Origin of the sequence: Deinococcus sp. YIM 134068 (assembly GCF_036543075.1) — a bacterium.
Lineage (GTDB): Bacteria > Deinococcota > Deinococci > Deinococcales > Deinococcaceae > Deinococcus > Deinococcus lichenicola.
Genome location: NZ_JAZHPF010000002.1, coordinates 265,951 through 291,812 on the forward strand (window position 1 = coordinate 265,951; position 25,862 = coordinate 291,812).

Below are 25,862 nucleotides of genomic sequence, written 5' to 3' on the forward strand. Positions count from 1 at the left end.
GGGAGGAGAGCGTATGACGGAGCACAAGAACAACGAGGACACGCTGGGAACGGCGGTGGAGGGCGTGGGCGGCGCGACCGATCCCCGCATGGTGCAGGGCGAGGGCGAGCGGACCCTGACCACCCGGCAGGGCCACCCGGTCCCCAACAACCAGAACCAGCGCACGGTGGGCAGCCGGGGACCGGCGACGCTGGAGAACTACCACTTCCTTGAGAAGATCAGCCACTTCGACCGCGAACGCATCCCCGAGCGGGTGGTCCACGCACGCGGGGCGGGGGCGCACGGCGTCTTCGAGGCCTACGGGAAAGTCGGCGACGAGTCGATCTCTAGGTACACACGCGCCAAGCTCTTTCAGGAGGCGGGCAAGCAGACACCCGTCTTCGTCCGCTTCTCGACCGTCATCCACTCCAGCCACTCGCCGGAGACGATGCGCGACCCGCGCGGCTTCGCGGTCAAGTTCTACACCGAGGACGGCAACTGGGACCTCGTGGGCAACAACCTCAAGGTCTTTTTCATCCGCGACGCGATCAAGTTCCCGGACGTGATCCACTCGCTGAAGCCCGATCCCGTGACGAACCGTCAGGACGGCGGGCGCATCTTCGACTTCATGAGCAACACGCCGGAAGCCATGCACATGCTGACTCTGCTGTTCTCGCCGCACGGCATCCCGGCGAACTACCGCCAGATGCAGGGGTCGGGCGTGAACACCTACAAGTGGGTGAACGACAGGGGTGAGGCCGTCCTCGTGAAGTACCACTGGGAGCCGGTGCAGGGGATCAAGAACCTGACCCAGCCCGAGGCCGAGGCCATCCAGGGCAAGAACATCAACCACGCCACCCAGGACCTGTACGAGGCCATCGAGCGCGGCGACTTCCCGCAGTGGGAACTCCTCGTCCAGATCATGTCGGACGACGACCACCCCGAACTCGACTTCGACCCCCTCGACGACACCAAAATCTGGCCGCGCGACCAGTTCCCGTGGCTGCCTGTCGGCAAGATGACCCTGAACCGCAACCCGCAGAACTACTTCGCGGAGGTCGAGCAGGTGGCCTTCGGCACGGGCGTCCTCGTGGACGGTCTGGACTTCAGCGACGACAAGATGCTGGTGGGCCGCACCTTCTCGTACTCGGACACGCAGCGCTACCGTGTGGGGCCGAACTACCTCCAGCTCCCGGTCAACGCGCCGAAAAAGCACGTCGCCACCAACCAGCGCGACGGGCAGATGACGTACCGGGTGGACACCGCGCCGACCCAGAACCCGCACGTCAACTACGAGCCGTCCAGCTTGAGCGGCTTGGAGGAGGCCCCGCGCGACCGGCCCGACTACACCCCCTGGGTCGAGGGGCACCTCGTCCGCGCGAGCCTCGAGCGCACGAACAACTTCCAGCAGGCGGGCGAGCAGTACCGCGCCTTCGAGGACTGGGAGCGTGACGACCTCATCAACAACCTCGTGGAGAACATATCGGCGGCCCAGCCGCACATCCAGCAGCGCATGGTCGAACTCTTCACCCAGTGCGACCCCGACTATGGACGCCGTGTGGCCGAGGGGCTGGCCGCGCACCGCGTCCCCAGCCGCACCGAGAAGGAGGAGGGCGCTGTCGTCCAGGCCGAGGAGCGGGCGAAGGAGGCCCAGCCGTACTGAGCGGTTGAAGAGGGCAAAAGCTCACGCGTCAGCAATAAAAATGTCCGGCCCTTCGAGTGGGGGCCGGATGTTTGTTGGGCGGGGTATTGTCGGGCGGCTTTTGGGAGTTGCTGCTCGCGTCCCCTCCCTCCCAGCGTCCCCCACAGGGAGGGGCTTAAAAACTTCAGAGGTCGCTCTTTTTCTCCCTCTCCCCTTGCGGGTGACTCGGAGAGCTGCGAAGCAGAGGGCTGGGGAGAGGGGTAACGACCCACGCTCGCCCAGGCCCTACCGCCTCCGCCCCGCACTCAGCAGCGCCACCACCAGCCCCGCCGCCACCACCGCCACGCCGATCTTGCGCGACTGCATCGCTCCTTCCGTATAGACGCTGACCTTCTGCACCATGCCGGGGTAGTCGCCGCGCTCGGCGAGCTTGCCCGTGGGCAGATAGAGGCTGTCCGAGCCGGGCGGCAGGGGCGGCTCGCCGCTCTGGGTGCCGGGAATGACGCCCGCCTCCATCGCCTTGTCGGTGGCGCGGGGCGCGAGGTTCCCGAAGGCGGCGATGCCCCGCCCACCCCCACCCACGAACACGTCCCGCATGGGATGGGCCGCCGCATGGAGAATGGCGCGGGCCACCGTCTCCGGCGCGTACACGGGCGGCACATGCTGGGGCTTGGTATCCAGGTAGTTGCGCGCGTTGAGGGGAAAGGGCGTGTCGATGGGGCCGGGCTTGACGAGCGTGACCGAAACGGGTGCCCCCTCGTCCTCCAGCTCCATCCGCAACGCGTCGGTGAAGCCCTTGACCGCGTGCTTGGACGAGGCATAGAGGCCCTGCAACGGAAGTGAACGGTCCCCGACCACGCTACCCACGTTGATGAGTGCGCCGCCGCGCGCTTTGAGCGTCTTGAGCGCCTCACGCGAGCCGTACACCAGCCCCCAGAAGTTCACGTCGTACAGGCGGCGCATGTCCTCCACGTTGAGTTCTTCCAGCCTGCCGTACATGCCGATGCCCGCGTTGTTCACCCAGGTGTCGAAGCCGCCGAAGCGTTCCTGGGCGATGGCCGCGATCCGGGCCACGTCCTCCTCGCGGCTCACGTCCGCGACGACGAAGGCGGCCTGCCCACCCGCGCCCTCGATCTCCTGCACCAGTTGCCGCAGGGCGTCCTCGGAGCGGGCAGCGAGGACCAGCCGTACGCCCTCCTTCGCCGCCATCCGCGCCGTGGAGAGGCCGATGCCACTCGACGCGCCCGTGATGACCATGACCTGCTCGCCGAGGGGTTTGAGGTTGACTGCCATGCGTGGCTCCTTTGGGGTGTGAGGGGACTTGTCCTTCACTCCCCATCATGCTGGGCAGGGTGAGGGGCACCCGGCATGACGGTGAACAGTTCCCGGTAGTTCAGCGCAGGCGGTTGCGCGTCGCCCACTGCAAGATGGCCGCGTTGGCCGCCGCCGCGTTCTCGATGTTGACGGCGTGGGCCGCGCCCGGCACGACCACGAGCTGCGCGTTGGGAATGTTCTGCTGCATCTTCTGCGAGAAGACGACCGGGTACACCGTGTCCTCGCCCCCGGCGATGATCAGGGTGGGCACCCGGATGGTCCGCAGGGTGGGCAGGCTGTCGGGGCGGTTCGCCAGCGCCGCCGAGCCGCCCAGCACGCCGTTCAGCGACGCGCCGCGCATCAGGTTCTCCAGGAACGCCTTGAGATCGGGCCGCGCCTGCTGCGTCCTGCCCGTCAGCATGTCCTTGATGAGATCGGGGACGATGGACGGCACCCCGTTCGCCTGTGCCTGAAGGCCGACGCCCTTCCACAGATTCTGCTCGGTGATGGAGGGCGGATTGGCGGTCGTGGCGATGAGGACCATGCCGTTGAAACGCTCGGGCGCGCGGCGGTACATCTCGAAGAGGATGGGGCCGCCCATGCTCATCCCGCCGATGACGGCCTTCTGCACGCCGAGACGGTCCATGACGGCCAGGGCATCTTGGGCGTAGGTCTGCACCGAGCCGTTGCCGTCGGGTGCCGTGCTCCTGCCGAAGCCGCGCAGGTCGATGGTGATGACGCGGAAGCTCTTGCTCAACTCCGAGCGGTTGTTCTTGAAGAACTCGCCGTTCAGCGGGAAGCCGTGGATGAGCAGCATCGCGGGACCCTGCCCCTGCGACTTGTAGGCGATGCGGGCACCGTTCACCTCCACGACCCCCTCCTGCGGCGCGGCCTGTGCGGCGACGAGGGAGCCGAGCGAGAGAGCGAGGGTGGCGAGGGCGGCGGTGGGACGTTTGAACATAGTGACCTCCGAAGGGTTGGGACGGCGTAGGAGTGGGAGTTGATCTGGAGTGGAGAGCGCAGGGCGAGCTGGCGCTTGCCTCCCCCCTCCCAACCTCCCCCACAAGGGGGGAGGAGTAAAAAACACGGCGTTTCTTGTTCTGGCAGCCCTTCTACCTGAGCAGAACCGGCTGCGCGTCCACCCTCACCCGCAGCAGGCTGTAGGGCTTCACGCGCTGGTCTACCCCGTAGTGGTAGCGGGCCTGGCGGTTGAGCTGGTTGTTGAGGATGTAGAGGTAGCCGCCCTGAAGGGAAAGCGTGTCGGGCCAGATCAGGCGCGGGTCGCGCACGACCGTCTCGAAGTCACCTTCCGGCAGGCGGCGGTAGATCGCGTTCTGCTCGTGGTTGGTGGTGTAGATGTGCCCGGCGGTGTCCTCACCGAACCCGTCGGAGACGCCCTTCTCGCCGAGGTCGCGCACCTGGGCCTTCACCTCGGCGTCGCTGAGGTTCTCGTCGCGCAGGGCGGCGGTGGGCACGGCGTAGAGGCGGCGGGAGGCGGTCGGCGCGTAGTACAGGAAGTCCCCGTTCGGGCTGAGGGCGATGGAGTCGGCGGCGAACCCCAGCGACCGGGCCGGGCCGCCCTGCGGACGTTCCAGCAGCGCCCGCCCGTCCGCGAAGGAGACGAAGCCGGGCACGGGCTTCACGGTCACGTCCGCCGTCAGCTTGCGCCAGCTCCGGCCCGAGGCGAGGTCCACCACGATGAGGCCCGCACCGCTCTCCGCGCCCGAGTCGGTGATGTAGGCCACCCCGTCTCCGCCGTGGCGCAGGTCCACCCGCAGGTCGTTGAGGTAGGTGGTCTTGAGCACCACGCTCGCCGGGAAGCGGATGGTCTTGACGATCTGATTCGTGGTCGTGTCGATGCCGACGAGCTTGGGCGCGTTCTGGCTGAGGATCGGCCCGAGGTTGAAGGTGCCCGTGTCGAGCACCCACAGCCGGTCCTTCGCGTCCACGGTGATGCCCTGCACGCCGACGAAGCGGTTGTCGTCGTAGGGAATGGGCGTGGTGTTGATCGCCGCGTTCGGGTAGGGGACCTCGCGCCCACCGCGAATCTCCGCGAGGGAGTACGGCACCGGGTCCTCCCAGCGCGGGAAGGACACGAAGATGCGGCCCTTGCTGTTCACCGCCACACCGACCGGCATGTGCCCCTGGAAGGCGTGGACGAGTTCGAGGGGCGGTCCCTGTCGCAGCGGCACTTGCGGCAGGACTTGGGCGAGGGCGGAACCCAGCGCCAACGCGGCGAGGGGGATGAGTCGGTTCATGCGGCCTCCGTGGCTCGGTGAGTCAATTCACCAGTAAGAAAGCAAACTGACCGCAGCGGAATTTGCGGACCATGTGAAGAAGGCCATAATGATGAGGATGTAAAGGTGGCGCTGGACGACCTTCTCGCCCGACGATGAACCCGGCTTGAGAAAGCTGACGGCTGGGCTGAGGACCCTCTACGCTGAGTTCAGCCTCCGTTGAGGCAACCCCCAGAGGGTGAGGCAGGATGGGTTCGCTGTCCTCGCCAGCCCGCCAAATGCGCCCATGAGCGAGGACCAGACGAAGACGTTGCCGCCCCAGGAGCAGGACACGCGCCCCGGCATCGAGGCCGAGATGACGCCGCCGCCGGTGTACATCAAGCCGGATTACCTGGCCGCCGGGAAGCTGCGCGGCAAGGTCGCCGTCATCACCGGGGGCGACAGCGGCATCGGGCGCGCGGTGGCCGTCCACTTCGCGCGGGAGGGGGCGGACGTTGCCATCGTGTACCTCGACGAGACCGAGGACGCCCAGAAGACCAAGAAGCTCGTGGAGGACGCCGGGCAAAGGTGTCTGACCATCGCGGGCGACGTGGGCGACCCGCAGTTTTGCCAGGAGGCGGTCCAGCAGACGGTGGACGCCTTCGGTCGGCTCGACATCGTGGTGAACAACGCCGCCGAACAGCACCCGCAGCCGAGCCTGACCGACATCAGCCCCGAGCAACTGGAGAAGACCTTCCGCACGAACATCTTCGGCTACTTCTACATGGCGCAGGCGGCCCTGCCTCACCTGGGGGAGGGCGCGACGATCATCAACACGTCCTCCGTCACGGACTACAAGGGCAGCCCGCAGCTCCTCGACTACTCCTCCACGAAGGGGGCCATCGTCGCCTTCACGCGCTCGCTGTCCATGCAGCTCATCGAGAAGGGCATCCGCGTCAACGGCGTGGCCCCCGGCCCGATCTGGACGCCGCTGATCCCCTCCACCTTCCCGCCGGACAAGGTGGAGACCTTCGGGGCCGACGTACCCATGGGGCGCCCCGGCCAGCCCGCCGAGGTGGCAACCTGCTTCGTCTTCCTCGCGTCGGACGATTCGAGCTACCTGAGCGGCCAGTTCCTCCACCCCAACGGCGGCGAGATCGTGAACGGCTGAGGGTTTCAGTTCAAGATGGGGGCGGCGAGATGGAATGCGCCGCCCTTCTCCCTGCTCCCAGCCACGTCTCCCCTCCCCCGAGGTCTGCCATGCACAAAACCCCCGACCACGCCCACGCCTCCCCCGCCGACCCGTACTGGCTGACGCTCGCGCTGATTGCCATCGGTGCCCATCAGGTCCAGAGCTTCGTGGGTTCGCCGGGGGAGCGGCCCCTGCGGGTGCTGTTCTCCGCCGTGCTCGCCGTCCTGCCGCTGAGCCGACGCTTGCCGCCGCGCTCGCGTGGGCTGCTGTGGGTCCTCGTGGGTGCCGGGCCGACCTTCGGCGCGTTCGCCGGGCACCTCGTCCCCCTCGTGCGCGAGCGTCGGGTGCCTCCCGGCTCGGAGACGGCCCCCCTCAACCTCGCGGGTGGGGCGCTCCTCATCGCGCTCGGCGCGGCGTTGATGCGGTCGCAGGGGAGTCGGAGGGAAGTTGACAGTTTGGGCGGCGCGGTATTTAGCTCCTCCCCCTTGACTCACAGAGCTGTGAAGCAGAAGGAGCGAAGCGGGCCTGGCATCAAAACCCCATAGGAATCTCTACTCCTCGCCGCCCAGCCGCGCCGCCAGCCAGTCCGCCGCCTCTTCCATCATGGACAGGGGAACCGCGTGCCCGCCGTTCCACCAGCGCAGTTCCTTCGGCTCGCTCGCGGCGGCGAAGAGGCGTTCGGCCTGATCGGGGCGGATCACCGGGTCCTGGCGACCGTTCACCATCAGCAGCGGGCGTCCGGCAAGCGAGCGGACGGAGCGCGGGGGGTCCACGATGGCGCGGGCGACCGTTGTCAACGGCGTGCCCAGCGGCAGGTCGCCGCCCGCCACGAGGACCACCGCGCCCACCTCGCGCCGCACCGCCGCCAGCCGCACCGCGAGGAACGAGCCGAGCGAGTATCCGACGACCGCCACCCGCGCCGGGTGCAGGGCCGGGTGGGAGCGCAGGAAGCCCACGCCCTCCTCCCCCTCGCGCAGGGCGAGCCGCCACAACCGGGCGACCTCCAGCGGATTTCGGAGCGACTGGAGTTCCAGCGGATTGCCGCGCGTCCCGTGCAGCGGCAGATCGGGGGCGAGCGAGGCTATCCCGCGCCGCAGCAGAGCACCACCGACCGAATCCGCCATCACCTCCCCGCGCGAGGAATAGCCGTGCAGGAGGAGGGCGGCGGGCGCTCGTCTCTCCGGGCGCGTGGTTGGAAGCTGGAGGATGGCGGGCACGGACGCTCCCCCGACGCGCAGTTCGAGCCGGGTACGCGTCCCGCCGGGCACTTGAGTTTCCTGAAGACTGGTGGGCGACATGGGGCCGAGGGTAGGGTGGACGGCCTCCACCTTCCGTAGCGCCCGTTCTAAAGGGGACCGGGCATTGCAACGGCGCGCGGGGCGGGGTCCAATGGGGACATGAACCTTAACGACTGCCGGAGTCACCTCCTCCTCGCCGGGTGGACCCAATGAGCCGCCGTCTCCGCATGGGCATGGTGGGGGGCGGCGCGGGGGCCTTCATCGGGGCCGTCCACCGCCACGCCGCCGCGCTGGACGGGCAGATCGACCTCGTGGCGGGGGCGCTGTCGAGCACGCCGGAAAAGGCGAGGGCGTCGGGCCGGGCGCTGGGTCTCCCCGAGGACCGCACCTACGGCAGTTGGGAGGAGATGCTGGAGCGTGAGCTATCGCGGGAGGACCGCATCGACTTCGTGTCGGTCGTCACGCCCAACCATATGCATTACCCGGTCGCGCGGGCCTTCGCGGCGGCGGGCATCCACGTCATCAGCGACAAGCCGCTCGTGACGAGCAGCGAGCAGGCGGCGGACCTGATGCGGGTGGTCGCCGAGACAGGGGTGGTCTTCGCCGTCACGTACAACTACACGGGCTACCCGATGGTGCGCCAGGCCCGCCAGATGGTCCGCTCGGGGCAACTCGGGGAGCTTCGCAAGGTGACGGTCGAGTACCACCAGGGCTGGCTCGCCGAGGAGCAGGACGAGGCCACGAACAAGCAGGCGGGCTGGCGCACCGACCCCGCCCGCAGCGGCCTCGGCGGGGCCATCGGCGACATCGGCTCGCACGCCGAGAACCTGATCTCCACCGTCACCGGGCTGGAGCTGGAGGCCGTGTGCGCCGACCTCACCGCCTTCGTGCCGGGGCGGCGGCTGGACGACGACGCCTCCGTGCTGCTGCGCTTCCGGGGCGGGGCGAGGGGCCTCCTCACCGTCTCGCAGGTGGAAATCGGGGCCGAGAACGACCTGCGGCTGCGCGTCCACGGCACACGCGGCAGCCTGCTGTGGCGGCAGGAGGACCCCAACCACCTCACCTACGACACGCTGGGCGGTCCACGTCAGGTCCTCACGCGCGGCGGCCCCGGCCTGAGCGAGGAGGCGCAGAGAGCAACCCGCCTTCCCGCCGGGCACCCCGAGGGCTTTCTGGAGGCCTTCGCCAACGTCTACCTCGGGGCCGCCGCCCACATCCGCGCGGGGCTGGAGGGCCAGGGCCACACGCCCGATTACCCCACCGTGGAGGACGGCGCGCGGGGCGTGCACTTCATCGAGCGCGTGGTGGAGAGCAGCCGGGGCGGGGAGAAGTGGACGGACGCGGTGTGGACGGGCGGGCAGGGTCAGATGGCGACAACGCGCCAGGAGTGAGGAGACTTCGTTCGGGCTGAGCCGTTCCCGCTGGTTCCTACAGACCTGTTCCCACCGGCGGACCGGGCGGAGCGTCGCGTGATGCCCCGCCCCGCCTCTCCCACGGACCCGGACTCTTCTCCACCCGGACAAATCGTCAGACCACCTCGCCCTGCCGCCGGGAGCTGGAGTCGTAGCCCGGCTGCCCGCGCCTGACCTTGTGTTGAGGACCACGCCGGGGAGCCTGGCCTGCGAGGTGCTGGCGGTCTGGGGGACGCGCCGCACCTCGGGGATCGAGGTCTCGTGCCCCTCAGCCTCATCCGCTCGTGGACGGCATTACGGCATTCAGGAATCCGCGCTCGGGTCGTCTCTGTGTCGCTTCACGGTGCCCGACGGTCCTGTCGTCCTCATGGAGACGGCGACCACCGCCCTTCCACAAAGACGGTTGGGAGCCGTCGTTGGCTTTCCTGTTCTGGACGGTTTGGACGCGCTCACACTCAGGGCGCTCGGGCATCTCACTCCGACAGCACGTCGCGGTCGTCACTCCCCGCGCAGCCACACGCGCATGTCCCCAGGTTCACGCTGGTCCCACAGCGCGTAGGGCACGGCGCACAGCGGGGCGGTGGCCTGACGAGGGGGAGCGGTCCGGTACAGCGTTCCCGTCCAGTCGCCGGACTCCTCGACCCGCGCCTCGCCACGAATGATGCTGATGCCGCCGAGCAACTCCGGCTCGAAGGTGGCGCTCAGGGCCGCGTCGCGCGGCAGGACGAGTCGGTGGGGGGAAACGCCCGCGTCGGTTCCCTCCACGCAGTACACGACGGGACCGCGTTGCAGGGCCACCAATCCCGCGTCCTGCCGAACGTCTGGGTGGGCATACACCCGCTCCACAGGCATGGGCAGGTGGAGGGCCACCCGGTCGCGCGCGTCCCACTCGCGGGTGAGATGGACGTAGCCGTCGCGGACGCCCGACAGGTCCACCGCCTCGCCATTCACCGAGAGCTGCGGATCACGGCACCACCCCGGCAGCCGCAGGGACAGGGTGAAGGGTGCGGGGCGTTCGAGGTCGAAGCTCAGCTCAACCCTTCCGTCCCAGGGGTAGGCGGTGTGCTGGTGGAGGGTGACGGGCTGGCCGCCCACCTCGAACCGGGCGGTGCCCTCCGCGTACAGGTGAACGGCGATTCCCCCTTCGTTCTGCCCATAGAAGTAATGCCCCAGCGAGGCGAGCAGGCGGGAGACATTCGGCGGGCAGCAGGGGCAGGCGTGCCACTCCCAGCGGTGCTTGTCCCCGCGACTCTCCAGCGGGTTGTCGTAGAAGAAGTGCCGCCCATCCCGCGCCACGCCGCCGAGCACGTTGTTGTACAGCGCACGTTCCATCACGTCGGCGTACCGGCCCTCGCCCGTCAGGTTCAGCATCCGCTGTGCCCAGAACACCAGCCCCACGGCGGCGCACGTCTCGGCGTAGGCCGTGTCGTTGGGGAGGTCGTAGTCGGTGGTCATGCCCTCGTTGTGCGCGGAGGGGCCGAGGCCGCCCGTGACGTACAGACGCCGGGTGGTGAGGTCCTCCCACAACCGCTCGCAGGCATGGCGCAGGGAGTCGTCCCCCAACTCGGCGGCGAGGTCGGCCATCGCGCTGTAGAGGTACATGGCGCGGACGGCGTGGCCCACCACCTTGTCCTGCTCGCGCACGGGTCGGTGAGCCTGCATGTACTCGTAGGGGAGCGCGTCGCCGTGGGAAAGGAGGGCGGGGTCGGGCGTCTCCCCCCGCGCCCGCGCCTCCTCGTCGAAGAAGTGCGGCTGCCGCCCGCGCTCGTCCACGAAATACCGGGCGAAGTCCAGATATTCGCGCTTGCCCGTGAGGCGATACAGTTTCACCAGCGCCAGCTCGATCTCCTCGTGGCCGGGGTAGCCGCGCCTCTGGCCGGGACCCTCGCCGTACACGCCCATCAGGAAGCGGGTGTACCGCTCCATCATGTCGAGAAAGGCGGTCTTGCCGGTCGCCTCGGCGTGGGCCACCGCCGCTTCGATCAGGTGCCCGGCGTTGTACAGCTCGTGCCAGTCGCGCTCGTTGGTGAGGCGGTTCTCCGGCTCCAGGGCCGTGAAGAAGGTGTTGAAGTACCCGCCGGGCTGCTGCGCCGCCACCATCCGCTCGATCAGGGCGTCCACCTGCGCTTCCAGCGCCGGGTCGGAGTGGGTGGCGAGGCAGGCGGCGGCGGTCTCGATCCACTTGGCGAGGTCCGAATCCCACCACATCTGCGGCGTGACGGCGCTGCCGGGGTGACGGGGGACGCGCAGGGGGCGCGGTCGCAGGTCGAGGGCATCGATGGTCCCCACCCGCTCCAGTTGCCCGTACAGGAAGGGCAGGGTGACGGTCCGGTTGGTCTCCAGCCGGGGCTTCCAGAACGCGTCGTCGAGGATCACGTCCCGAAGCGGCAGCGGCGTGAAGCGCGCGGGGTTGTTCACGGGGTCGGTCATGACGGATTTCCCTCGCTTCAGCCCACCCGCACCATCACCTTGATCACGCCGTCCTCGTAGCCCGCGTGGCGCTCGAAGGCGCGCTGCACCTGTTCGAGCGGGAACACGTCGCTCACCAGCCCGTCCACGTCTACCATCCCGCGCTCGACGAGGGCGATGGCCTCCGGGTAGGTGTGCGCCATGCGCCGCGAGAAGATCAAGGAGAGGCCCTTGCGCCGGGCCAGCGAGTGCTGCACCGTGCAGCGGTCGTCGCCGGGAATCCCGACGAGGACGACCTTCGCGCCGGGCCGGGCCAGCAGCGCCGAGGTCTGCACCGAATCGTCCGCCCACCCCGCCTCGAACACCACGTTGTAGCGCGAGTCCTCGGCGGGGTCGAAAGCCGGGGAGACGGAGGTCGCGCCGCTGCGGGTGGCGAACTCCCGCCGCCAGGCCAGCGGCTCGATGACGTGCAGGGCCGTCACGCCCGCGAGCTTGAGGAGCTGGACGAGCAGCAGCCCGATGGGTCCCGCCCCGACGACGGCGGCCCGGTCCCCGACGTTCACATGTCCCAGCCGCAACGCGTGGAGGGCTACCCCCAGCGGTTCGAGCATCGCGCCGCCGTTGTCCGTCACGCTGTCCGGCAGGACGAAGCAGTTGTGGGCGGGCGCGGTGAGGTACTTCTGCAAGGCCCCGTCGCGCGGGAACACGCCCATGAAGGTGTGGTGGGTGCAGAGGTTGGGATTCCCCTCCCGGCACTCCCGGCAGTGCCCGCAGGCGACGTGCGGCTCGACGGCCACCCGGTCCCCCACCCCCAGGGGCCGGTCGTCGCCGTCCAGCGTCCCCCCCGGTGCCTGCACCACCACGCCCATGAACTCGTGGCCGAGCACGAGGGGTTCGGCGATCTCGATGTTCCCGATGCGTCCGTCCGCGAACATGTGGATGTCGGAGCCGCACACGCCGACGGTGCGGATTTCGACCACCACCTCGCCGGGTCCGGGGGTGGGAAGGTCACGCTGGGTCAGGGCGAACTGGCCGGGGCCGGTCAACACGGCGGCGGGATGGCTCATGGCGGTCCTCCTTGAGGCAGGGGGTCGAGGGTGGGCCAGCCATCGGCCCCCCAGCGCAGGGTCGCGGTCTGGAGTTGGGGCGTGCCCCCCAGGTCCCCGTCGTAGTAGTGGTAGACGAGCAGGCCGCGCCCGCCGCCTTGCAACGCCTCCTGCCCGCCCGGCCCGATGAAGCGGCCCCAGGTGGCCTGAAGCTGACTGCCGCCGCCTCGCAGCATCGGCACGCCCTCCCTATCGACGTATGGCCCGGTCACATTCTTCGAGCGCCCGACCATGATGCGGTAGGTGCTCTCCAGCCCCGCGCAACAGCGGTCGAACGAGACGAAGAGGTAGTAGTGACCGCCGTGCCGCAGGATGGACGGCGCTTCGACAGCCCCGCCGCCGCGTGAGGCGAGGCTGTGGAGCTGCCCATTCTCCACCTTCAACTTGCCGCTCACGGGGTCGAGTTCCCGCATCTTGATGCCGTCCCAGAAGGACCCGAAGGCCAGCCACGCCCGCCCGTCCGGCGTGTCGATCCGCGCCGCATCGATGGCGTTGAAGTTGTCCCCCTCCCGGCTGGTGACGACCACGCCCTGATCCGTCCAACCCTTGCCCGGATTCCTGGGGTCGAGGTTCCTGTTGGTCATGAGTCCGATGGCGCTCGTGTTCTTGCCGAAGAGGGAGGCGGAGTAGTAGAGGTAGGTCGTCCCGCCGCGAGCGAAGAGGTGCGGTGCCCAGAGGTTCGGCGGAGTCGTCCCGAGCTGCTTCTCCACCCACGCCGGTTGCGTCTCCCCCAGCGTTCCGGCGTCCGTCCAAGAGATGCCATCCGGGGAAGTCTTGATCCTGAGCGTTCCGCCGTCCACGTTCTCGTAGCCGGTGCCGAGGGCGATGTAGGTAGTTCCAACCCTCAGCAGCGTGGGGTCGTGGATTTGCAGGTCGCCCGCCAAGACGGGCTGGGTGGGCCGCCCGCCCCCTCCCAGCGCGAGAGAACCCAGCGTGAGCAGGAAGAGGGGCGCGGCCCGTCTCCCCTTCCGGCTCTCCCTCACGCCCGCAGGCCCTGCGCCAGAACGTAATACAGGTCGTTCAGGCGCAGCCCTTCCCGGAACTCCCGCAGCCGCGTTTCCGGGTCGATCACCGCCAGCTCCACTCCAGCAATCGCCGCGAAGTCCTCGATCATCTCGGTCGTGACGGCGTAGCTGTAGCCCGTGTGGTGCGCCCCACCCGCGTGAATCCACGCCGCGCACGCCGTCTTGAAGTCCGGCTCGCACTCCCACACTGCGCGGGCGACGGGCAGGTTCGGCAACTCCGGGTGGTCTACCGCCTCCACCTCGTTCACGATGAAACGGAAACGGTTGCCCAGGTCGATGAGGGAGACGTTGATCGCCCGCCCCCGCTGAGAGTCGAACACCAGCCGCACCGGATCCTCCTTGCCGCCGATACCGAGGGGGTGGACTTCCAGCCGGGGCTTGTCTACGGCGATACTTGGGCAGACCTCCAGCATGTGCGCGCCCAGGACCTGATGGTTGCCGGGTTCGAGGTGGTACGTGTAGTCCTCCATGAAGGAGGTGCCGCCCTCCAGCCCCTGCGCCATCACCTTCATCGCGCGCACGAGGGCCGCCGTCTTCCAGTCGCCCTCCCCGCCGAAGCCGTACCCGTCCGCCATCAGCCGCTGGGTGGCGAGGCCGGGAAGCTGCTTGAGGCCGTGTAGGTCCTGAAAGTTGTCGGTGAAGCCCTTGAAGCCGCCCTCCTCCAGAAGGGAGCGCAGGCCGAGTTCGATGCGTGCCCCGTCCCGCAGGGAGGCGTGACGCTCACCGCCGGGCCGCAACTCGGGGGCGACCTCGTACTCCTGAAGATAGGTCTGGATCAGGGCGTCCACGTCCCCCTCGCTCGCCGCGTTCACCCGCTCGGCGAGGTCGCCCACCGGGTAGGCGTTCACCGAGAAGCCGAAGCGCACCTCCGCGCTCACCTTGTCGCCCTCGGTGACGGCCACGTCGCGCATGTTGTCGCCGAAGCGGGCGAACCGCGCTCCCTGGAGGTCGTGCCACGCCCACGCGGCCCGCGCCCACGCCCCCAGCCGTTCGTGAACTTCGGGGTCCGACCAGTGGCCCACCACGACCTTGCGTTCTAGCCGCAGCCGGGTGTGGAGGAAGCCCGCCTCCCGGTCGCCGTGCGCCGACTGGTTGAGGTTCATGTAGTCCATGTCCAGGGTGGCCCACGGCAGTTCCCGGTCAAACTGGGTGTGCAGGTGCGCGAAGGGCTTTTTCAGGGTGCTCAGTCCCAGAGTCCACATCTTCGACGGCGAGAAGGTGTGCATCCAGAGGATCAGCCCCGCGCACTGGGGGTCGCTGTCGGCCTCGCGGCACAGGCGGCGAATCTCCTCGGGGGTGGTGAGGACGCCCTTCGTGACGACTTCGAGGGGAATGCTCGTGCTCTGGTTCAGCGCTCCCCCGACGACGCGGGCGTGGTCGGCGACCTGTTCGAGGGCCTCCGAGCCGTAAAGGTGCTGGGAGCCGCAGACGAACCACACCTCCGCCGGGGCGAGGTGGACGGGGCGGACAACTCGTGGGGCGGTGCCGATCAGGGTCGTCATGGGGTTCCTTTCACGGGGGCGGCGGTCCTCTGCCCGTAAACGTTCGTGTAGCGGTCGTAGAGTTTGTCGATGTGTTCCTGAGCGATGGGCTGCACGTCTCCGAGCTGGAAGGCGAGGAACACCGTCCGCGCCACGTCCTCGCACATCACGGCGGCCTTGAGGGCGGCCCCCGGCGTCTTGCCGACCGTGAAGACCCCGTGGTTTTGCAGGATGATCGCGGGCGAGCGGTGACCGCGCAGCACCCGCACGACCTCCGCCCCGATCTCCTCCCCGCCGATCAGGGCGAAGCCGCCGCAGGGAATCGGCCCGCCGAACTCGTCGGCCATCGCGGTCAGGACACAGGGAATCTCGCGGGCGTTGGCGGCCCACGCGGTCGCGTAAGGGCTGTGGGTGTGGACGATGCCGCCCACGTCGGGCATGTGGCGGTAGATGTAGGCGTGCGTGGCGGTGTCGGACGAGGGGCTGAAGTTCCCCTCCACCACGTTCGCCTCCAGGTCGGTGACGACCATGCTCTCCGGGTTCAGGGCCTCGAAGGTGACGCCGCTGGGCTTGATAACCATATGCTCCCCGGCGCGGGCGCTGATGTTGCCGCTCGTCCAGGTCACGAGACCGTTTTTAGGGAGTTCCAGGTGCAGCCGGGTGAGGTCTGTTCTCAAGTCCTCGTACATCAGTCCGCCCTCCTCATCGCCTTCAGCCGGTGCATGACCTCGTTCGCCCCGCGCCCGAAGTAGTCGTGCAACCCGGTGTATTCGGCGTAGAGCCTGTCGTAGGTGCGCTGACTCCTCGCGTCCGGCACGAAGGCGTCCCGCCGCACCTTCCCCATGCACTTGGCGGCGGCGAAGATGTCGGGGTACTCGCCCGCCGCCACCGCCGCGTGCATCGCGCTCCCCACCGCCGGACCCTGCTCCACGTCGAGGACGCTCAGCGGGCGGCCCGTCACGTCGGCGTAAATCTGCATCAGCATCCGGTTGCGCTTCAACCCACCAGAAATCACGATTTCGTTCACCGGTACGCCGCTCTGCTCGAAGTTCTCGACGATCACCCGCGTCCCGTACGCCGTCGCCTCGATCAGCGCCCGGTAGATGTCCGGCGCGCGGGTGCCCAGCGTGAGGCCCAGGATCATGCCACTGAGGTTCGCATCCACGAGCACGCTGCGGTTGCCGTTGATCCAGTCGAGGGCGACGAGGCCGTGTGCGCCGGGTTTCTGCGTGGCAGCCTCACGTTCGAGCAGGGCGTGCAGGTCTAGGCCTTCCCGCCTCGCCTGCTCGTGGTACTCCGGGGGGACGCCGTTCTTCACGAACCACGCGAAGATGTCCCCCACCCCGCTCTGCCCCGCCTCGTACCCGTACAGCCCCGGCACGACGCCATCCGGCACCACGCCGCACATGCCCGGCACCTCGCGCAATTTGTCCCCGAGGAGGACGTGGCAGGTCGAGGTGCCCATGATCGCCACCAGTCGTCCCGGTTCCGTCACCCCGGCGGCGGGCAGCGTCACGTGCGCGTCCACGTTGGCGACGGCGACGGCGGTGCCTGGCTTGAGGCCCGTCCACGCGGCGGCCTGCGGGGTGAGTTCCCCGGCCTTGCCTCCGAGGGGCGCGAGGTCTTCCTTCAACCGCGTCTGCACCACGTCGGCAAAGTCTGGATGGAGCGCCGCGAAGTAGTCGGAACTCGGGAAACGCCCATCCTGATGAATCGCCTTGTACCCCGCCGTGCAGGCGTTGCGCGTCTCCACGCCCGTCAGTTGCCACACCACCCAGTCGGCGGCCTCGATGAAGCGTTCGCTCGCCGCGTAGACCTCGGGGTCCTCCTCCAGAATCTGCAAGGCTTTGGCGAAGAACCACTCCGAGGACTGCTTGCCGCCGTAGCGGGGGAGCCAGAACTCGCCGCGTTGTCCCGCTAGCGCGTTGATCCGGTCCGCCTGCGGTTGTGCGGCGTGATGCTTCCAGAGCTTGACCCAGGCGTGCGGGCGGCGCTCGTATTCGGGCAGGAAGCACAGCGGCGTCCCGTCCGCCAGCGTGGGCATCGGCGTGCAGGCGGTGAAGTCGATGCCAATGCCCACCACGTCGTCGGGGGAGACGCCGGACGCCCCCAGCGCGGCGGGAACGGCCTGCTGGAACACGTCCAGGTAGTCCTGCGGGTGTTGCAGCGCCCACTCCTTGCCCAACCGCTCCCCCGTCGGCAGGGCGTGGTCCATCACGACGTGGGCGTAGGGGGTCACGCCCTCCCCCATCACGGCACCGTCGGACACGCGGACGACCACGGCGCGGCCCGACTCGCTGCCGAAGTCCACCCCGACCGCGTAACGCTCAGCCATACGAACCTCCGAAAAAGGGCGGTGAAGACGACAAGGGAACCTCCGGGGTGTCCGGCCTTCCAGTCCCTCACGTCAACGTCGGGAGGACTGGGGCCGAGGGATGAATGGGACCTGGGCTTGACTGTGAACGATCACATCGTATGCTGGGGGGGTCAGCCTGTCAACGCTCGCCCCGGGCGAGGAGTTCCGCTTCCAGCACGTGTGGGGCGGGGTTTCCGCCCTATCGCTCCCGAAAGGACGCCCCTGCCGTGGATCAGACTCACGCGACCGTCTCCCTCAATACCCAGCGCGTCATCTCCGAGATTTCGCCCCTGATCTTCGGTGGATTCGCCGAGCACATGGGCCGCTGCATCTACGAGGGCATCTACGACCCCGGCTCACCGCTCGCCGACGAGAAGGGCATCCGGCAGGACGTGGTGGCGGCGCTGCGGGAGACGAACTACCGTATCATGCGTTATCCGGGCGGCAACTTCGTCTCCGGCTACCGCTGGACGGACGGCATCGGCCCGAAGGAGGACCGTCCACGTCGCCGCGCGCTGGCGTGGCGCTCCATCGAGACCAACCAGTTCGGGCCGGACGAGTTCATGGACTTCGCGCGGGAGATCAATACGGAGCCGATGTGGGCGGTGAACCTCGGGACGGGCACCATTCAGGAGGCCGCCGACCTCGTGGAGTACCTGAACCTGCCCACCGGCACGCTCTACAGCGACCTGCGCGCGAAGAACGGCCACCCCGAGCCGTACGGCGTGAAGTACTGGTGCCTGGGCAACGAGATGGACGGGCCGTGGCAGATCGGCCAGATGGACGCGGCGACGTACGCCGAAAAGGCCGTCCAGGCCGCCAAGCTGATGCGCTGGATGGACCCCACGATCAAGACCATCGCCTGCGGCTCGTCGGCCACCGCCATGCCCGGCTATCCCGACTGGGACCTGACCGTGCTGGGCCACGCCTACGACCACATCGACTACTTCTCGATGCACCACTACGCGGCCAACCCCTACCCGAGCGTCTCCAACACCGAGCGGCTGCCGGTCGACACCGACTCCTACCTGGCGAGCAGCGTCCATTTCGAGGAGCACGCCGACACCCTCGCCGCCGCCATCCGCGTGGCGAAGGCGAAGAAACGCTCGAAAAAGGACGTTCACCTCTGCTGGGACGAGTGGAACGTCTGGTACCGCGCCAAAGGCGGCGACGGCGAGTGGAGCGAGGCCCCGCACATTCTGGAGGAGGAGTACAACCTGGAAGACGCCCTCGTGGTGGCGACGTGGCTCAACACCTTCCTCCGCAAGGCCGACATCGTGAAGATCGCCTGCATCGCCCAGATCGTGAACGTGATCGCGCCCCTGATGACGAACAAGGACGGAATGTTCAAGCAGACGATCTTCTACCCGCTGACCCTCTTCAGCAACCACGCGAGCGGGTACGCCCTCGACGCCCTCGTGAAGGCCCCGCTCAGGGAGACCAACCGCCACGGCCCCGTCCCCCAGCTCGACGCCTCCGCCAGCTTCGACCCGGCCACCGGGCAGGGGGCCGTCTTCCTCGTCAACCGCTCGCAGACCCAGCCCCTCGTCACGCAGCTCTGCTGGGAGGACGAGGCCCCGCAGAGCGTCACCCGCGCGTGGCAGATGCACGGGGAGGACCCCTTCGCCGCCAACTCCTTCGAGCAGCCGGAGAACGTGGTGCCCCACGAGTTCACGCCGCCCCGCCTGGAGGGACGCGCCGTCACCCTGGAACTGCCCCCCCTCTCCTTCACGGCCCTGCTGACCCAGCACACTCTCAGTTGAGGGAACTTCCTCAAACCGCTTGACAGGAAGTTCAAGCCCTGCTTAAGATGTGATCGTTCACATCACCACAACTCAATCCGTCTCAGCGGCCCCTCTCGGTTCGGCTTCAGGCATCCGGTTCTCTCGTTCACGGCTTTTCCGCGTTCGAAGGCTCCTCCCTGTCCGCCGCCCCCATCCCCGCCCGTTCCACTTCCCCTCTGGAGGAATGTATGCGCCCGACCAAGCTGTTCGTGCTCGGCCTCTCGGTGTCCGCCGCCCTCTCCGTCAGCGCGCAGGCACAGACGCGGATCGTCTTCTGGGACTTCTTCGGCGGCGGCGACGGCATCCGCATGAAGCAGATCGTGGACGAGTTCAACGCGTCCCAGAAGGACATCGTGGTGCAGCGGACGACCCAGACGTGGGGCAACCCCTTCTACACGAAGGTCCACACCGCCGTCGTCTCGGGCCAGACGCCCGACGTGATGACCTACCACCTGTCGGCGCTGCCCGCCGGATTGCAGAAGAAGGACCTGCGCGTGATCTCCCCGGCGGAGCTGACCGGGGCGGGGCTGAGGCCCGCCGACTTCCAGACCAACCTCGTGAACACGATGGTGGGCGACGCCAGGGCGCAGGCCGGGCAGGCGAGCTGGTACGCCCTGCCGCTCGACACCCACACGGTCGTCCTGTACGTCAACAGGGACCTGCTGAAGAAGGCGGGCGTGCTGGGCGCGAACGGCCAGATCACGGGTGCCAACACCATCGCGGGCATGACGAACGTGCTGCGCCAGATCAAGGCCAAGACCGGCGTGACGCCCCTGGGCCTGAGCACCAACCAGGACCCCGCCAACGTCTGGCGGCTGTGGTACACCCTGTTCCTGCAACAGGGCGGCACGCTGGTCCGGAACGGCAAGCTCGACCTGACGGACCTCGACACGAAGGGCAAGGTCGCCCTCCAGGTCATGACGGACTGGGCGAAGGAGGGCCTGATCCCCAAGAACACCCAGTACCCGGCCAACGTGGCGCTGTTCACGGCGGGGCGCACCGCCATCATGATGAACGGTAACTGGGAAGTGCCGACGATGGTGGACGCGAAGGCGAAGGGGACGCTGAAGTTCGACTACGGGGTGGTGAGCTTCCCGAAGCTCTACGCGAACGGCAAGACCTGGGCCGACTCGCACATGCTGGCGATCCCGGCGAACGCCAAGAACCAGATCAGCCCCGAGAAACTGAAGGCCGTGCTCACCTTCGCCGCCTACGTCAACAAGCAGGGCGGCGTGGGCTGGGCGGGCGGGGGGCACATCCCGTCGTACGTGCCCACCCAGAACAGCGCGGGCTACAAGGCCCTCCAGCCCAACGTGCAGTACAGCGCCGCGTCGGCGCGGAACGCGACCCTGGAACCCACCCTGCCGATCTTCGGCGTGGGCGGTCCGATCTACGACGCGGTGGGCAACAACTTCACGCCTGTGCTGCTCGGCCAGCTCACGGTGGACCAGGGCCTGAGCAAGTTCAAGACCGCCCTGCAAAACCTCAACAAGTAAGGGGATGGGGGGAGGCGGAAGGCGGGGCTTCCCCTCCCCCTTTGAGCGTGTTTGAACAGTCGGGCGGGGTTCCTCATCCGGACGCGGAACCTGGGTGTGTTGCTCCTCCTCCCTTGCGAGGGAAGCCGGGTGGGGGGAACGCCAACGACTTCCCGGCGCACCTCACCGCCCGTGAGGACCCCCTCCGGACACGCTCTTTGAGCCGCCCCATCCGGGAAAGGAGACCAGAGACTCCATGCTCGACACCGCTTCCAAACCGGCCACCCTCGTCAGCCAGGAGAAGCGGGGACAACTGCGCCGACGCGGCCTCACCGCCCTGTTGATGGTCACGCCCTTCCTCCTGATCTACCTCGTGTTCCTGATCTTCCCCACCCTGCGGGTGCTGCAACTCAGCCTCACCGACGCCGACCTCACCGGGCAGGGCGGGTATATCGGGCTGGGCAACTACGTGCGGCTCTTCCAGGAGCCGACCTTCTGGACGGCGCTGCGGGGCACGCTGTACTTCATCCTGTTGACGGTCATTCCGAACACCGTCGTCGGGCTGGTGCTCGCCCTGCTGGTGACGCGCTTGAAGCGGCTCAAGGGGCTGGTGCTCGCGTGCTTCTTCCTGCCGTACGTGCTGCCCGTCAGCGTGGTGACGAACATCTGGAACTGGATGCTCGACTCGAACTTCGGCATCGTGAACACCCTGACTGGGAGCGCCGTCGCGTGGTTTCAGGACCCCGTATGGGCGATGCCCGCCGTCGCCCTCGTGACGATCTGGTGGACGGTGGGCTTCAACATCCTGCTGTTCATCGCCGGGCTTCAGAACATCTCGCCCGAGATTTACGAGGCCGCCGCGCTCGACGGGGCGTCCGGCTCCCGCCTCTTCTGGTCGATCACCTGGCCGAACCTCTGGCCGGTGACGAGCCTCGTGCTGCTGCTGCAACTGATCGCCCAGTTCAAGATTTTCGATCAGGTGTACCTGCTCACCCAGGGCGGCCCCTTCGACCGGACGCTCGTGCTGCTGCTGTACTCCTACCGCGAGGGCTTTCAGCAGCAGCACGGCGGCTACGCCTCGACCATCGGCGTGGTGCTGATGGTGGTCATCCTCGCCGCCTCGCTGCTTCAGTCGCGGGTGCTGAACAGAGGAGAACGCGCATGACCGTCACCGCTGCCTCAAGGAGCGCGCGTACCGTCTCCCCCTCCGTCCGGCTCGCCCGGCTGTGGGGCGGGGTGGTCACGGCCCTCACCGCCTTGCTCGCGGCCCTGTGGGTCTTCCCGGTCTACTGGGCGGCGGTCACGTCCATCAAGCCCGACGCGGACACCATCGTCACCCCGCCGACCTTCTGGCCGACCACCATCGACCTGAGCAGCTACACCTACATCCTCCAGAACAGCCCCCTGGTGCGCTGGTACTTCAACTCCATCCTGACCTCGCTGGCGATTACGGTGCTGGTGCTGCTGCTCTCGCTGCTGTGCGCCTACGCCCTGTCGCAGATCGACTTCCGGGGGAGAACGTGGCTGTACTGGCTGGTGCTGGTGGGCTTCATGCTGCCCTTCCAGGCGAGCCTGATTCCGCTCTTCATCCTGATCAACAACCTGGGGCTGGTGAACAACTTCGCCGGGCTGATCCTCCCGCAGCTCGCCGCGCCCCTCGCGGTGGTGATCTACAAGCAGTTCTTCGACCAGATTCCCCACGAACTCGGCGACGCCGCGCGCATCGACGGGGCGGGCGAGTGGCGGGTGCTCTTCAGCATCTTCCTGCCGCTGAACTGGAGCATCACCGTGGCGCTCGCCATCGTGACCTTCATCGCGGCGTGGAACAACTTCCTGTGGCCCTTCATCGTCCTCAACGACCCGCCCAAGCTCACCATCCCGGTCGGCATCACGCAGGTGCAGTCGGCCTATGGGGTGGCCTACGCGAAGACGATGGCGACGGCGATGACGGCGGCCCTGCCCACCATGATCGCCTACCTGATCTTCCAGCGCCGGGTGACGGAGGGCGTGATGGCGACGGCGGGCCTCAAGGGCTAGCGGGAGGCGCGGGCCTGCGGTGGGACGGGGGGAACGAGCTGGCCTCCCGTCCCGCCCCGTTTGGGGTCCCTTTCCTGAAAGCGGGCTTCAGACGACCCTCCCCGGCGCGCGTCCCCCCCGTGAGAAGATTTGCCCCGTTGTGGAGGATGCCGGATGACGCGAGGCCCAGTTCAGAAGTCCAGCCCAGAGGTGGAGGAGCGCGGGAGAACCCCCCTGTCGAGGGGAGCCGCCCGCAATACCACCATTCACGATGTCGCCCAGCGGGCGGGCGTGTCCTACCAGACCGTCTCGCGGGTGATCAACGACCATCCCAGCGTGGCCCCGGCGACCCGCGAGCGGGTGCAGGGCGCTATCGAGGACCTGGGCTACCGGCCCAGCCTGATCGCCAAGGGGCTGGTCACGCGCCGGTCGCAACTCATCGGGATCGTCGCCTCCGCGACCGACCAGTACGGCCCGGCCCAGATCGTCCAGCAGGTCGAGCAGTCGGCCCGGCTCTCGGGGTACGACAGCCTGCTTACCACGTTGCGCCGTTTCGAGGCGGCGGAGATGGTGCAGGCCGTCGCCCGATTGCAGCAGTTCGGGGTGGACGGGTTGGTGCTGCTGACCCCGTACGACGCGCATGAGATCGTGCCGGTGATCGGCGCGAAGGTCCCCTTCATCCTCATTGACGCCACCACGGAGGTGGAGGGTCCCAGCGTCAGCGTCGATCAGTTCGAGGGGGGGCGCGTCGCCACCGAACATCTCGCCCTCCTGGGACACCGCCGCATTCTGCACATCGGCGGCCCCGTGGAGTGGAGCGACGCGGACCTGCGCCACCGGGGGTACCGTCACGTCCTGGCCGCCCACGGCCTGCCCGAGCTGCCCCGGCTGAACGGGGACTGGAGCGCGCAGAGCGGCTTCCTGGCCCTGGAGGCGGCGCTGGCGGACGGACTGGAGTTCACCGCCGTGTTCGCCGGGAACGACCAGATGGCGCTGGGCGTGATGGCGGCCCTCGCCCGGATGGGGCGGCGGGTGCCGGAGGATGTCTCGGTCGTCGGGTTCGACGGTACGCCCGAATCCGCCTTCTACCAGCCGCCGCTCACCACGGTTCAGCAGAACTTCGCGCAGCTCGGACGCAAGAGCCTGGAGGAGCTGATCCGCCGCATCCGGGGGCAGCGGCTGGGCGCGTCGCATCACGTCTTCCAGCCACAGCTCCTCGTGCGGGCGACCACCGCGCCGCCGAGTGCCCGAACGTAGAGAACGCACGAGGAACGACCGTTTTCACCCATCCCCAGGAGTGAGTGTGAGTACACCGAACCCCAAAGCCCAGACCGCCGCCCTTCACCCCCGCCCCCAACTGACCCGCGAGCGTTGGGAGGACCTCTGCGGCACCTGGCAATTCGCCCACGACGACGGGGACCGTGGCGTGGAGGAGCGCTGGTTCGAGCGTGAGGACGTTTTCGACCAGAGAATCACCGTGCCGTTCCCACCCGAGAGCCGGGCGAGCGGCCTGCGCGCCACGGGCTACCACCGGGTCGTGTGGTACCGCCGCACCGTCCGCGTCGCGCCCGAGGACCGCGCAGGCCGGGTGCTGCTGCACTTCGGGGCAGTGGACTACCGCGCGAGCGTGTGGGTCAATGGCCGCCTCGTCGCCGAGCACGAGGGCGGGCACACGCCCTTCACCGCCGACCTGAGCGCGGTCCTCGTCGCGGACGAGACGCAGACCCTCGTCGTGCGCGCCGAGGACGACCCTTCGGACCTCGCGCAGCCGCGCGGCAAGCAGGACTGGGAGGAGGAGCCGCACGCGATCTGGTACCACCGCACAACCGGCCTCTGGCAGCCCGTCTGGCTGGAATACGTGCCGGGGACGTTCATCCAGAGCCTGCGCTGGACCCCGGACGTGGACCGTGGGCGGCTGGGCCTGTGCGTGCGGCTCAACCGTGCCCCCGCGCGGCCCCTGCGGGTGCGGGTGCGCCTCAGTCTGCGCGGCGAGCGGCTGGCGGACGACACCTACGCCCTGGAGGGTCAGGAGGTCCGGCGCGAGATCGACCTCGACCCCGCGCGGCTCCGGCGGGACCGCAAGAACCTCGTGTGGAGTCCCCGGCGGCCCAACCTGATCGACGCCCGCCTCACCCTCCTCGACGACGAGGACAACGTGGTGGACGAGGTGGGCAGCTACGCGGGACTCCGCAGCGTCGGCGTGCGCGACGGGCGGTTTCAGCTCAACGGCAGCGCGTACTACCTGCGGCTCGTGCTGGCGCAGAACTACTGGCCCGAGTCGCACCTCGCCGCGCCGAGCGCCGACGCCCTGCGCCGCGAGGTCGAACTCGTCAAGGAACTCGGCTTCAACGGGGTCCGCATCCACCAGAAGGTCGAGGACCCCCGTTTCCTGTACTGGTGCGACCGCCTGGGCCTGCTGGTCTGGGGCGAGATGGCGAACGCGTACGTCTTCACCCCGGAGGCGCAGCGCCGCCTCACCCGCGAGTGGCTGGACGTGCTGGAGCGGGACTACAACCACCCCTGCATCGTGACCTGGGTGCCCGTCAACGAGAGCTGGGGCGTGCCCAACCTGGAGGGCGACCCCGACCAGCGGGCCTTCGTGCGCGGGCTGTATCACCTCACGCGGTCGTTGGACGCCACCCGGCCCGTGATCGGCAACGACGGCTGGGAACTCGTGGAGGGCGACATCCTCGGCGTCCACGACTACGCGATGGACGGGGCGACCTTGCGCGAGCGGTACCACTCGGCGGAGGCGCTGGAGCATACCCTGAAGACCGTGCAGCCGTCCCGGCGCAACTTCTACCTGTCGGGGCACCACCGCCGGGACGAGCCGGTGATGCTCACCGAGTTCGGCGGCCTGAGCCACGCCCCCGGCGACCTGGACCGCTGGTGGGGCTACGGCACCCTGACGGACACGGACGCGCTGCTGGAACGGTACGGGGAGCTGGTGGGCGCGGTGCTCGACAGCCCCGTGATCTCCGGCTTCTGCTACACCCAGCTCACCGACACCGAACAGGAGACCAACGGCCTGCTGCGGGAGGACCGCACCCCCAAGCTCGATCCCGAGCGGGTGCGGGCCATCACCACCCGCTTCTCGCGCGCCGTGCAGAGCGATGTCCTCGAGGAAATCCACGCCCTCGCCGACGAGCGCCGCCTCGCCCAACTCCGCTCGAAGCAGGAGGAGGTCGCGGAGGGCGGGACTGCGCCCTGACCTCAG

The 25,862-nt window shown here is 68.5% G+C and carries 20 protein-coding genes; 10 read left to right on the top strand and 10 right to left on the bottom strand.

Annotation, left to right across the window (positions count from 1 at the left end):
* Positions 1–13 precede the first annotated feature (13 nt).
* Positions 14–1,642 carry a catalase gene (locus tag V3W47_RS03670; protein ID WP_331823814.1) on the top strand — a complete coding sequence of 543 codons (1,629 nt, stop codon included), beginning with the start codon at positions 14–16 and terminating at the stop codon, positions 1,640–1,642.
* 264 nt (positions 1,643–1,906) lie between these two features.
* Here V3W47_RS03670 and V3W47_RS03675 read toward each other — a convergent pair whose 3' ends face one another.
* From V3W47_RS03675 to V3W47_RS03685, 3 genes are all read right to left on the bottom strand, one after another.
* A complete protein-coding gene (locus tag V3W47_RS03675) occupies positions 1,907–2,914 on the bottom strand; it encodes an SDR family oxidoreductase (protein ID WP_331823815.1) in 1,008 nt (335 codons plus the stop codon).
* 100 nt (positions 2,915–3,014) lie between these two features.
* A complete protein-coding gene (locus tag V3W47_RS03680) occupies positions 3,015–3,896 on the bottom strand; it encodes an alpha/beta fold hydrolase (protein WP_331823816.1) in 882 nt (293 codons plus the stop codon).
* 151 nt (positions 3,897–4,047) lie between these two features.
* Positions 4,048–5,193, bottom strand: a complete 1,146-nt coding sequence (locus V3W47_RS03685) for an L-dopachrome tautomerase-related protein (RefSeq protein ID WP_331823817.1) — start codon at positions 5,191–5,193, stop codon at positions 4,048–4,050.
* A gap of 265 nt (positions 5,194–5,458) precedes the next feature.
* Between V3W47_RS03685 and V3W47_RS03690 the strand changes: the two genes are divergently transcribed.
* Together V3W47_RS03690 and V3W47_RS03695 are read left to right on the top strand one after the other, a co-directional pair.
* On the top strand, positions 5,459–6,322 hold the full coding sequence (locus V3W47_RS03690) for an SDR family oxidoreductase (RefSeq protein WP_331823818.1): 864 nt from the start codon (positions 5,459–5,461) through the stop codon (positions 6,320–6,322).
* 89 nt (positions 6,323–6,411) lie between these two features.
* A complete protein-coding gene (locus V3W47_RS03695; protein WP_331823819.1) occupies positions 6,412–6,888 on the top strand; it encodes a hypothetical protein in 477 nt (158 codons plus the stop codon).
* A gap of 6 nt (positions 6,889–6,894) precedes the next feature.
* Here the strand turns inward: V3W47_RS03695 and V3W47_RS03700 are convergent, their stop codons facing one another.
* Complete coding sequence (locus V3W47_RS03700; RefSeq protein ID WP_331823820.1) at positions 6,895–7,641, bottom strand: alpha/beta hydrolase family protein; 747 nt, start codon at positions 7,639–7,641, stop codon at positions 6,895–6,897.
* A gap of 149 nt (positions 7,642–7,790) precedes the next feature.
* On the opposite strand from V3W47_RS03700, the gene V3W47_RS03705 reads away from it, so the two are divergent.
* Positions 7,791–8,972 carry a Gfo/Idh/MocA family protein gene (locus V3W47_RS03705; RefSeq protein ID WP_331823821.1) on the top strand — a complete coding sequence of 394 codons (1,182 nt, stop codon included), beginning with the start codon at positions 7,791–7,793 and terminating at the stop codon, positions 8,970–8,972.
* A gap of 519 nt (positions 8,973–9,491) precedes the next feature.
* Here V3W47_RS03705 and V3W47_RS03710 read toward each other — a convergent pair.
* The 6 genes from V3W47_RS03710 to V3W47_RS03735 are packed head-to-tail and all read right to left on the bottom strand — an operon-like array spanning position 9,492 to position 17,349.
* Positions 9,492–11,423: a glycoside hydrolase family 127 protein gene (locus tag V3W47_RS03710; protein ID WP_331823822.1), complete on the bottom strand. Its 1,932-nt coding sequence runs from the start codon at positions 11,421–11,423 to the stop codon at positions 9,492–9,494.
* Between the two features lie 17 nt (positions 11,424–11,440).
* Positions 11,441–12,469, bottom strand: coding sequence for a zinc-dependent alcohol dehydrogenase (locus V3W47_RS03715; protein ID WP_331823823.1), 1,029 nt, complete (start codon positions 12,467–12,469; stop codon positions 11,441–11,443).
* Complete coding sequence (locus tag V3W47_RS03720) at positions 12,466–13,491, bottom strand: arabinan endo-1,5-alpha-L-arabinosidase (RefSeq protein WP_331823824.1); 1,026 nt, start codon at positions 13,489–13,491, stop codon at positions 12,466–12,468. Before V3W47_RS03720 ends, V3W47_RS03715 begins: the two co-directional genes overlap by 4 nt.
* Positions 13,488–15,035 (bottom strand): L-arabinose isomerase, encoded by a 1,548-nt coding sequence (araA, locus tag V3W47_RS03725; protein ID WP_331823825.1) that lies wholly within the window; start codon positions 15,033–15,035, stop codon positions 13,488–13,490. Before araA ends, V3W47_RS03720 begins: the two co-directional genes overlap by 4 nt.
* A complete protein-coding gene (locus V3W47_RS03730; protein ID WP_331823826.1) occupies positions 15,032–15,703 on the bottom strand; it encodes an L-ribulose-5-phosphate 4-epimerase in 672 nt (223 codons plus the stop codon). The genes araA and V3W47_RS03730 overlap by 4 nt, the downstream gene beginning before the upstream one ends.
* On the bottom strand, positions 15,703–17,349 hold the full coding sequence (locus V3W47_RS03735) for a ribulokinase (protein ID WP_331823827.1): 1,647 nt from the start codon (positions 17,347–17,349) through the stop codon (positions 15,703–15,705). Before V3W47_RS03735 ends, V3W47_RS03730 begins: the two co-directional genes overlap by 1 nt.
* A 248-nt stretch (positions 17,350–17,597) precedes the next feature.
* On the opposite strand from V3W47_RS03735, the gene V3W47_RS03740 reads away from it, so the two are divergent.
* From V3W47_RS03740 to V3W47_RS03765, 6 genes are all read left to right on the top strand, one after another.
* Positions 17,598–19,133, top strand: coding sequence for an alpha-N-arabinofuranosidase (locus V3W47_RS03740; protein WP_331823828.1), 1,536 nt, complete (start codon positions 17,598–17,600; stop codon positions 19,131–19,133).
* A gap of 209 nt (positions 19,134–19,342) precedes the next feature.
* Positions 19,343–20,650 carry a type 2 periplasmic-binding domain-containing protein gene (locus tag V3W47_RS03745; protein WP_331823829.1) on the top strand — a complete coding sequence of 436 codons (1,308 nt, stop codon included), beginning with the start codon at positions 19,343–19,345 and terminating at the stop codon, positions 20,648–20,650.
* A 235-nt stretch (positions 20,651–20,885) separates the two neighbouring features.
* Positions 20,886–21,794: a carbohydrate ABC transporter permease gene (locus V3W47_RS03750; RefSeq protein WP_331823830.1), complete on the top strand. Its 909-nt coding sequence runs from the start codon at positions 20,886–20,888 to the stop codon at positions 21,792–21,794.
* Positions 21,791–22,666, top strand: a complete 876-nt coding sequence (locus V3W47_RS03755) for a carbohydrate ABC transporter permease (protein ID WP_331823831.1) — start codon at positions 21,791–21,793, stop codon at positions 22,664–22,666. Before V3W47_RS03750 ends, V3W47_RS03755 begins: the two co-directional genes overlap by 4 nt.
* 153 nt (positions 22,667–22,819) lie before the next feature.
* Positions 22,820–23,902, top strand: a complete 1,083-nt coding sequence (locus tag V3W47_RS03760) for a LacI family DNA-binding transcriptional regulator (RefSeq protein WP_331823832.1) — start codon at positions 22,820–22,822, stop codon at positions 23,900–23,902.
* Positions 23,903–23,948: 46 nt separating this feature from the next.
* Positions 23,949–25,856, top strand: a complete 1,908-nt coding sequence (locus V3W47_RS03765; RefSeq protein WP_331823833.1) for a glycoside hydrolase family 2 protein — start codon at positions 23,949–23,951, stop codon at positions 25,854–25,856.
* The last annotated feature ends 6 nt before the right edge of the window (positions 25,857–25,862 follow it).

What these genes read in the sequence shown, in the direction of transcription:
- V3W47_RS03670 (WP_331823814.1), top strand. Translation starts at nt 14, where the DNA reads ATGACGGAGCACAAGAACAACGAGGACACGCTGGGAACGGCGGTGGAG.
- V3W47_RS03675 (WP_331823815.1), bottom strand. Translation starts at nt 2,914, where the DNA reads ATGGCAGTCAACCTCAAACCCCTCGGCGAGCAGGTCATGGTCATCACG.
- V3W47_RS03680 (WP_331823816.1), bottom strand. Translation starts at nt 3,896, where the DNA reads ATGTTCAAACGTCCCACCGCCGCCCTCGCCACCCTCGCTCTCTCGCTC.
- V3W47_RS03685 (WP_331823817.1), bottom strand. Translation starts at nt 5,193, where the DNA reads ATGAACCGACTCATCCCCCTCGCCGCGTTGGCGCTGGGTTCCGCCCTC.
- V3W47_RS03690 (WP_331823818.1), top strand. Translation starts at nt 5,459, where the DNA reads ATGAGCGAGGACCAGACGAAGACGTTGCCGCCCCAGGAGCAGGACACG.
- V3W47_RS03695 (WP_331823819.1), top strand. Translation starts at nt 6,412, where the DNA reads ATGCACAAAACCCCCGACCACGCCCACGCCTCCCCCGCCGACCCGTAC.
- V3W47_RS03700 (WP_331823820.1), bottom strand. Translation starts at nt 7,641, where the DNA reads ATGTCGCCCACCAGTCTTCAGGAAACTCAAGTGCCCGGCGGGACGCGT.
- V3W47_RS03705 (WP_331823821.1), top strand. Translation starts at nt 7,791, where the DNA reads ATGAGCCGCCGTCTCCGCATGGGCATGGTGGGGGGCGGCGCGGGGGCC.
- V3W47_RS03710 (WP_331823822.1), bottom strand. Translation starts at nt 11,423, where the DNA reads ATGACCGACCCCGTGAACAACCCCGCGCGCTTCACGCCGCTGCCGCTT.
- V3W47_RS03715 (WP_331823823.1), bottom strand. Translation starts at nt 12,469, where the DNA reads ATGAGCCATCCCGCCGCCGTGTTGACCGGCCCCGGCCAGTTCGCCCTG.
- araA (WP_331823825.1), bottom strand. Translation starts at nt 15,035, where the DNA reads ATGACGACCCTGATCGGCACCGCCCCACGAGTTGTCCGCCCCGTCCAC.
- V3W47_RS03730 (WP_331823826.1), bottom strand. Translation starts at nt 15,703, where the DNA reads ATGTACGAGGACTTGAGAACAGACCTCACCCGGCTGCACCTGGAACTC.
- V3W47_RS03735 (WP_331823827.1), bottom strand. Translation starts at nt 17,349, where the DNA reads ATGGCTGAGCGTTACGCGGTCGGGGTGGACTTCGGCAGCGAGTCGGGC.
- V3W47_RS03745 (WP_331823829.1), top strand. Translation starts at nt 19,343, where the DNA reads ATGCGCCCGACCAAGCTGTTCGTGCTCGGCCTCTCGGTGTCCGCCGCC.
- V3W47_RS03750 (WP_331823830.1), top strand. Translation starts at nt 20,886, where the DNA reads ATGCTCGACACCGCTTCCAAACCGGCCACCCTCGTCAGCCAGGAGAAG.
- V3W47_RS03755 (WP_331823831.1), top strand. Translation starts at nt 21,791, where the DNA reads ATGACCGTCACCGCTGCCTCAAGGAGCGCGCGTACCGTCTCCCCCTCC.
- V3W47_RS03760 (WP_331823832.1), top strand. Translation starts at nt 22,820, where the DNA reads ATGACGCGAGGCCCAGTTCAGAAGTCCAGCCCAGAGGTGGAGGAGCGC.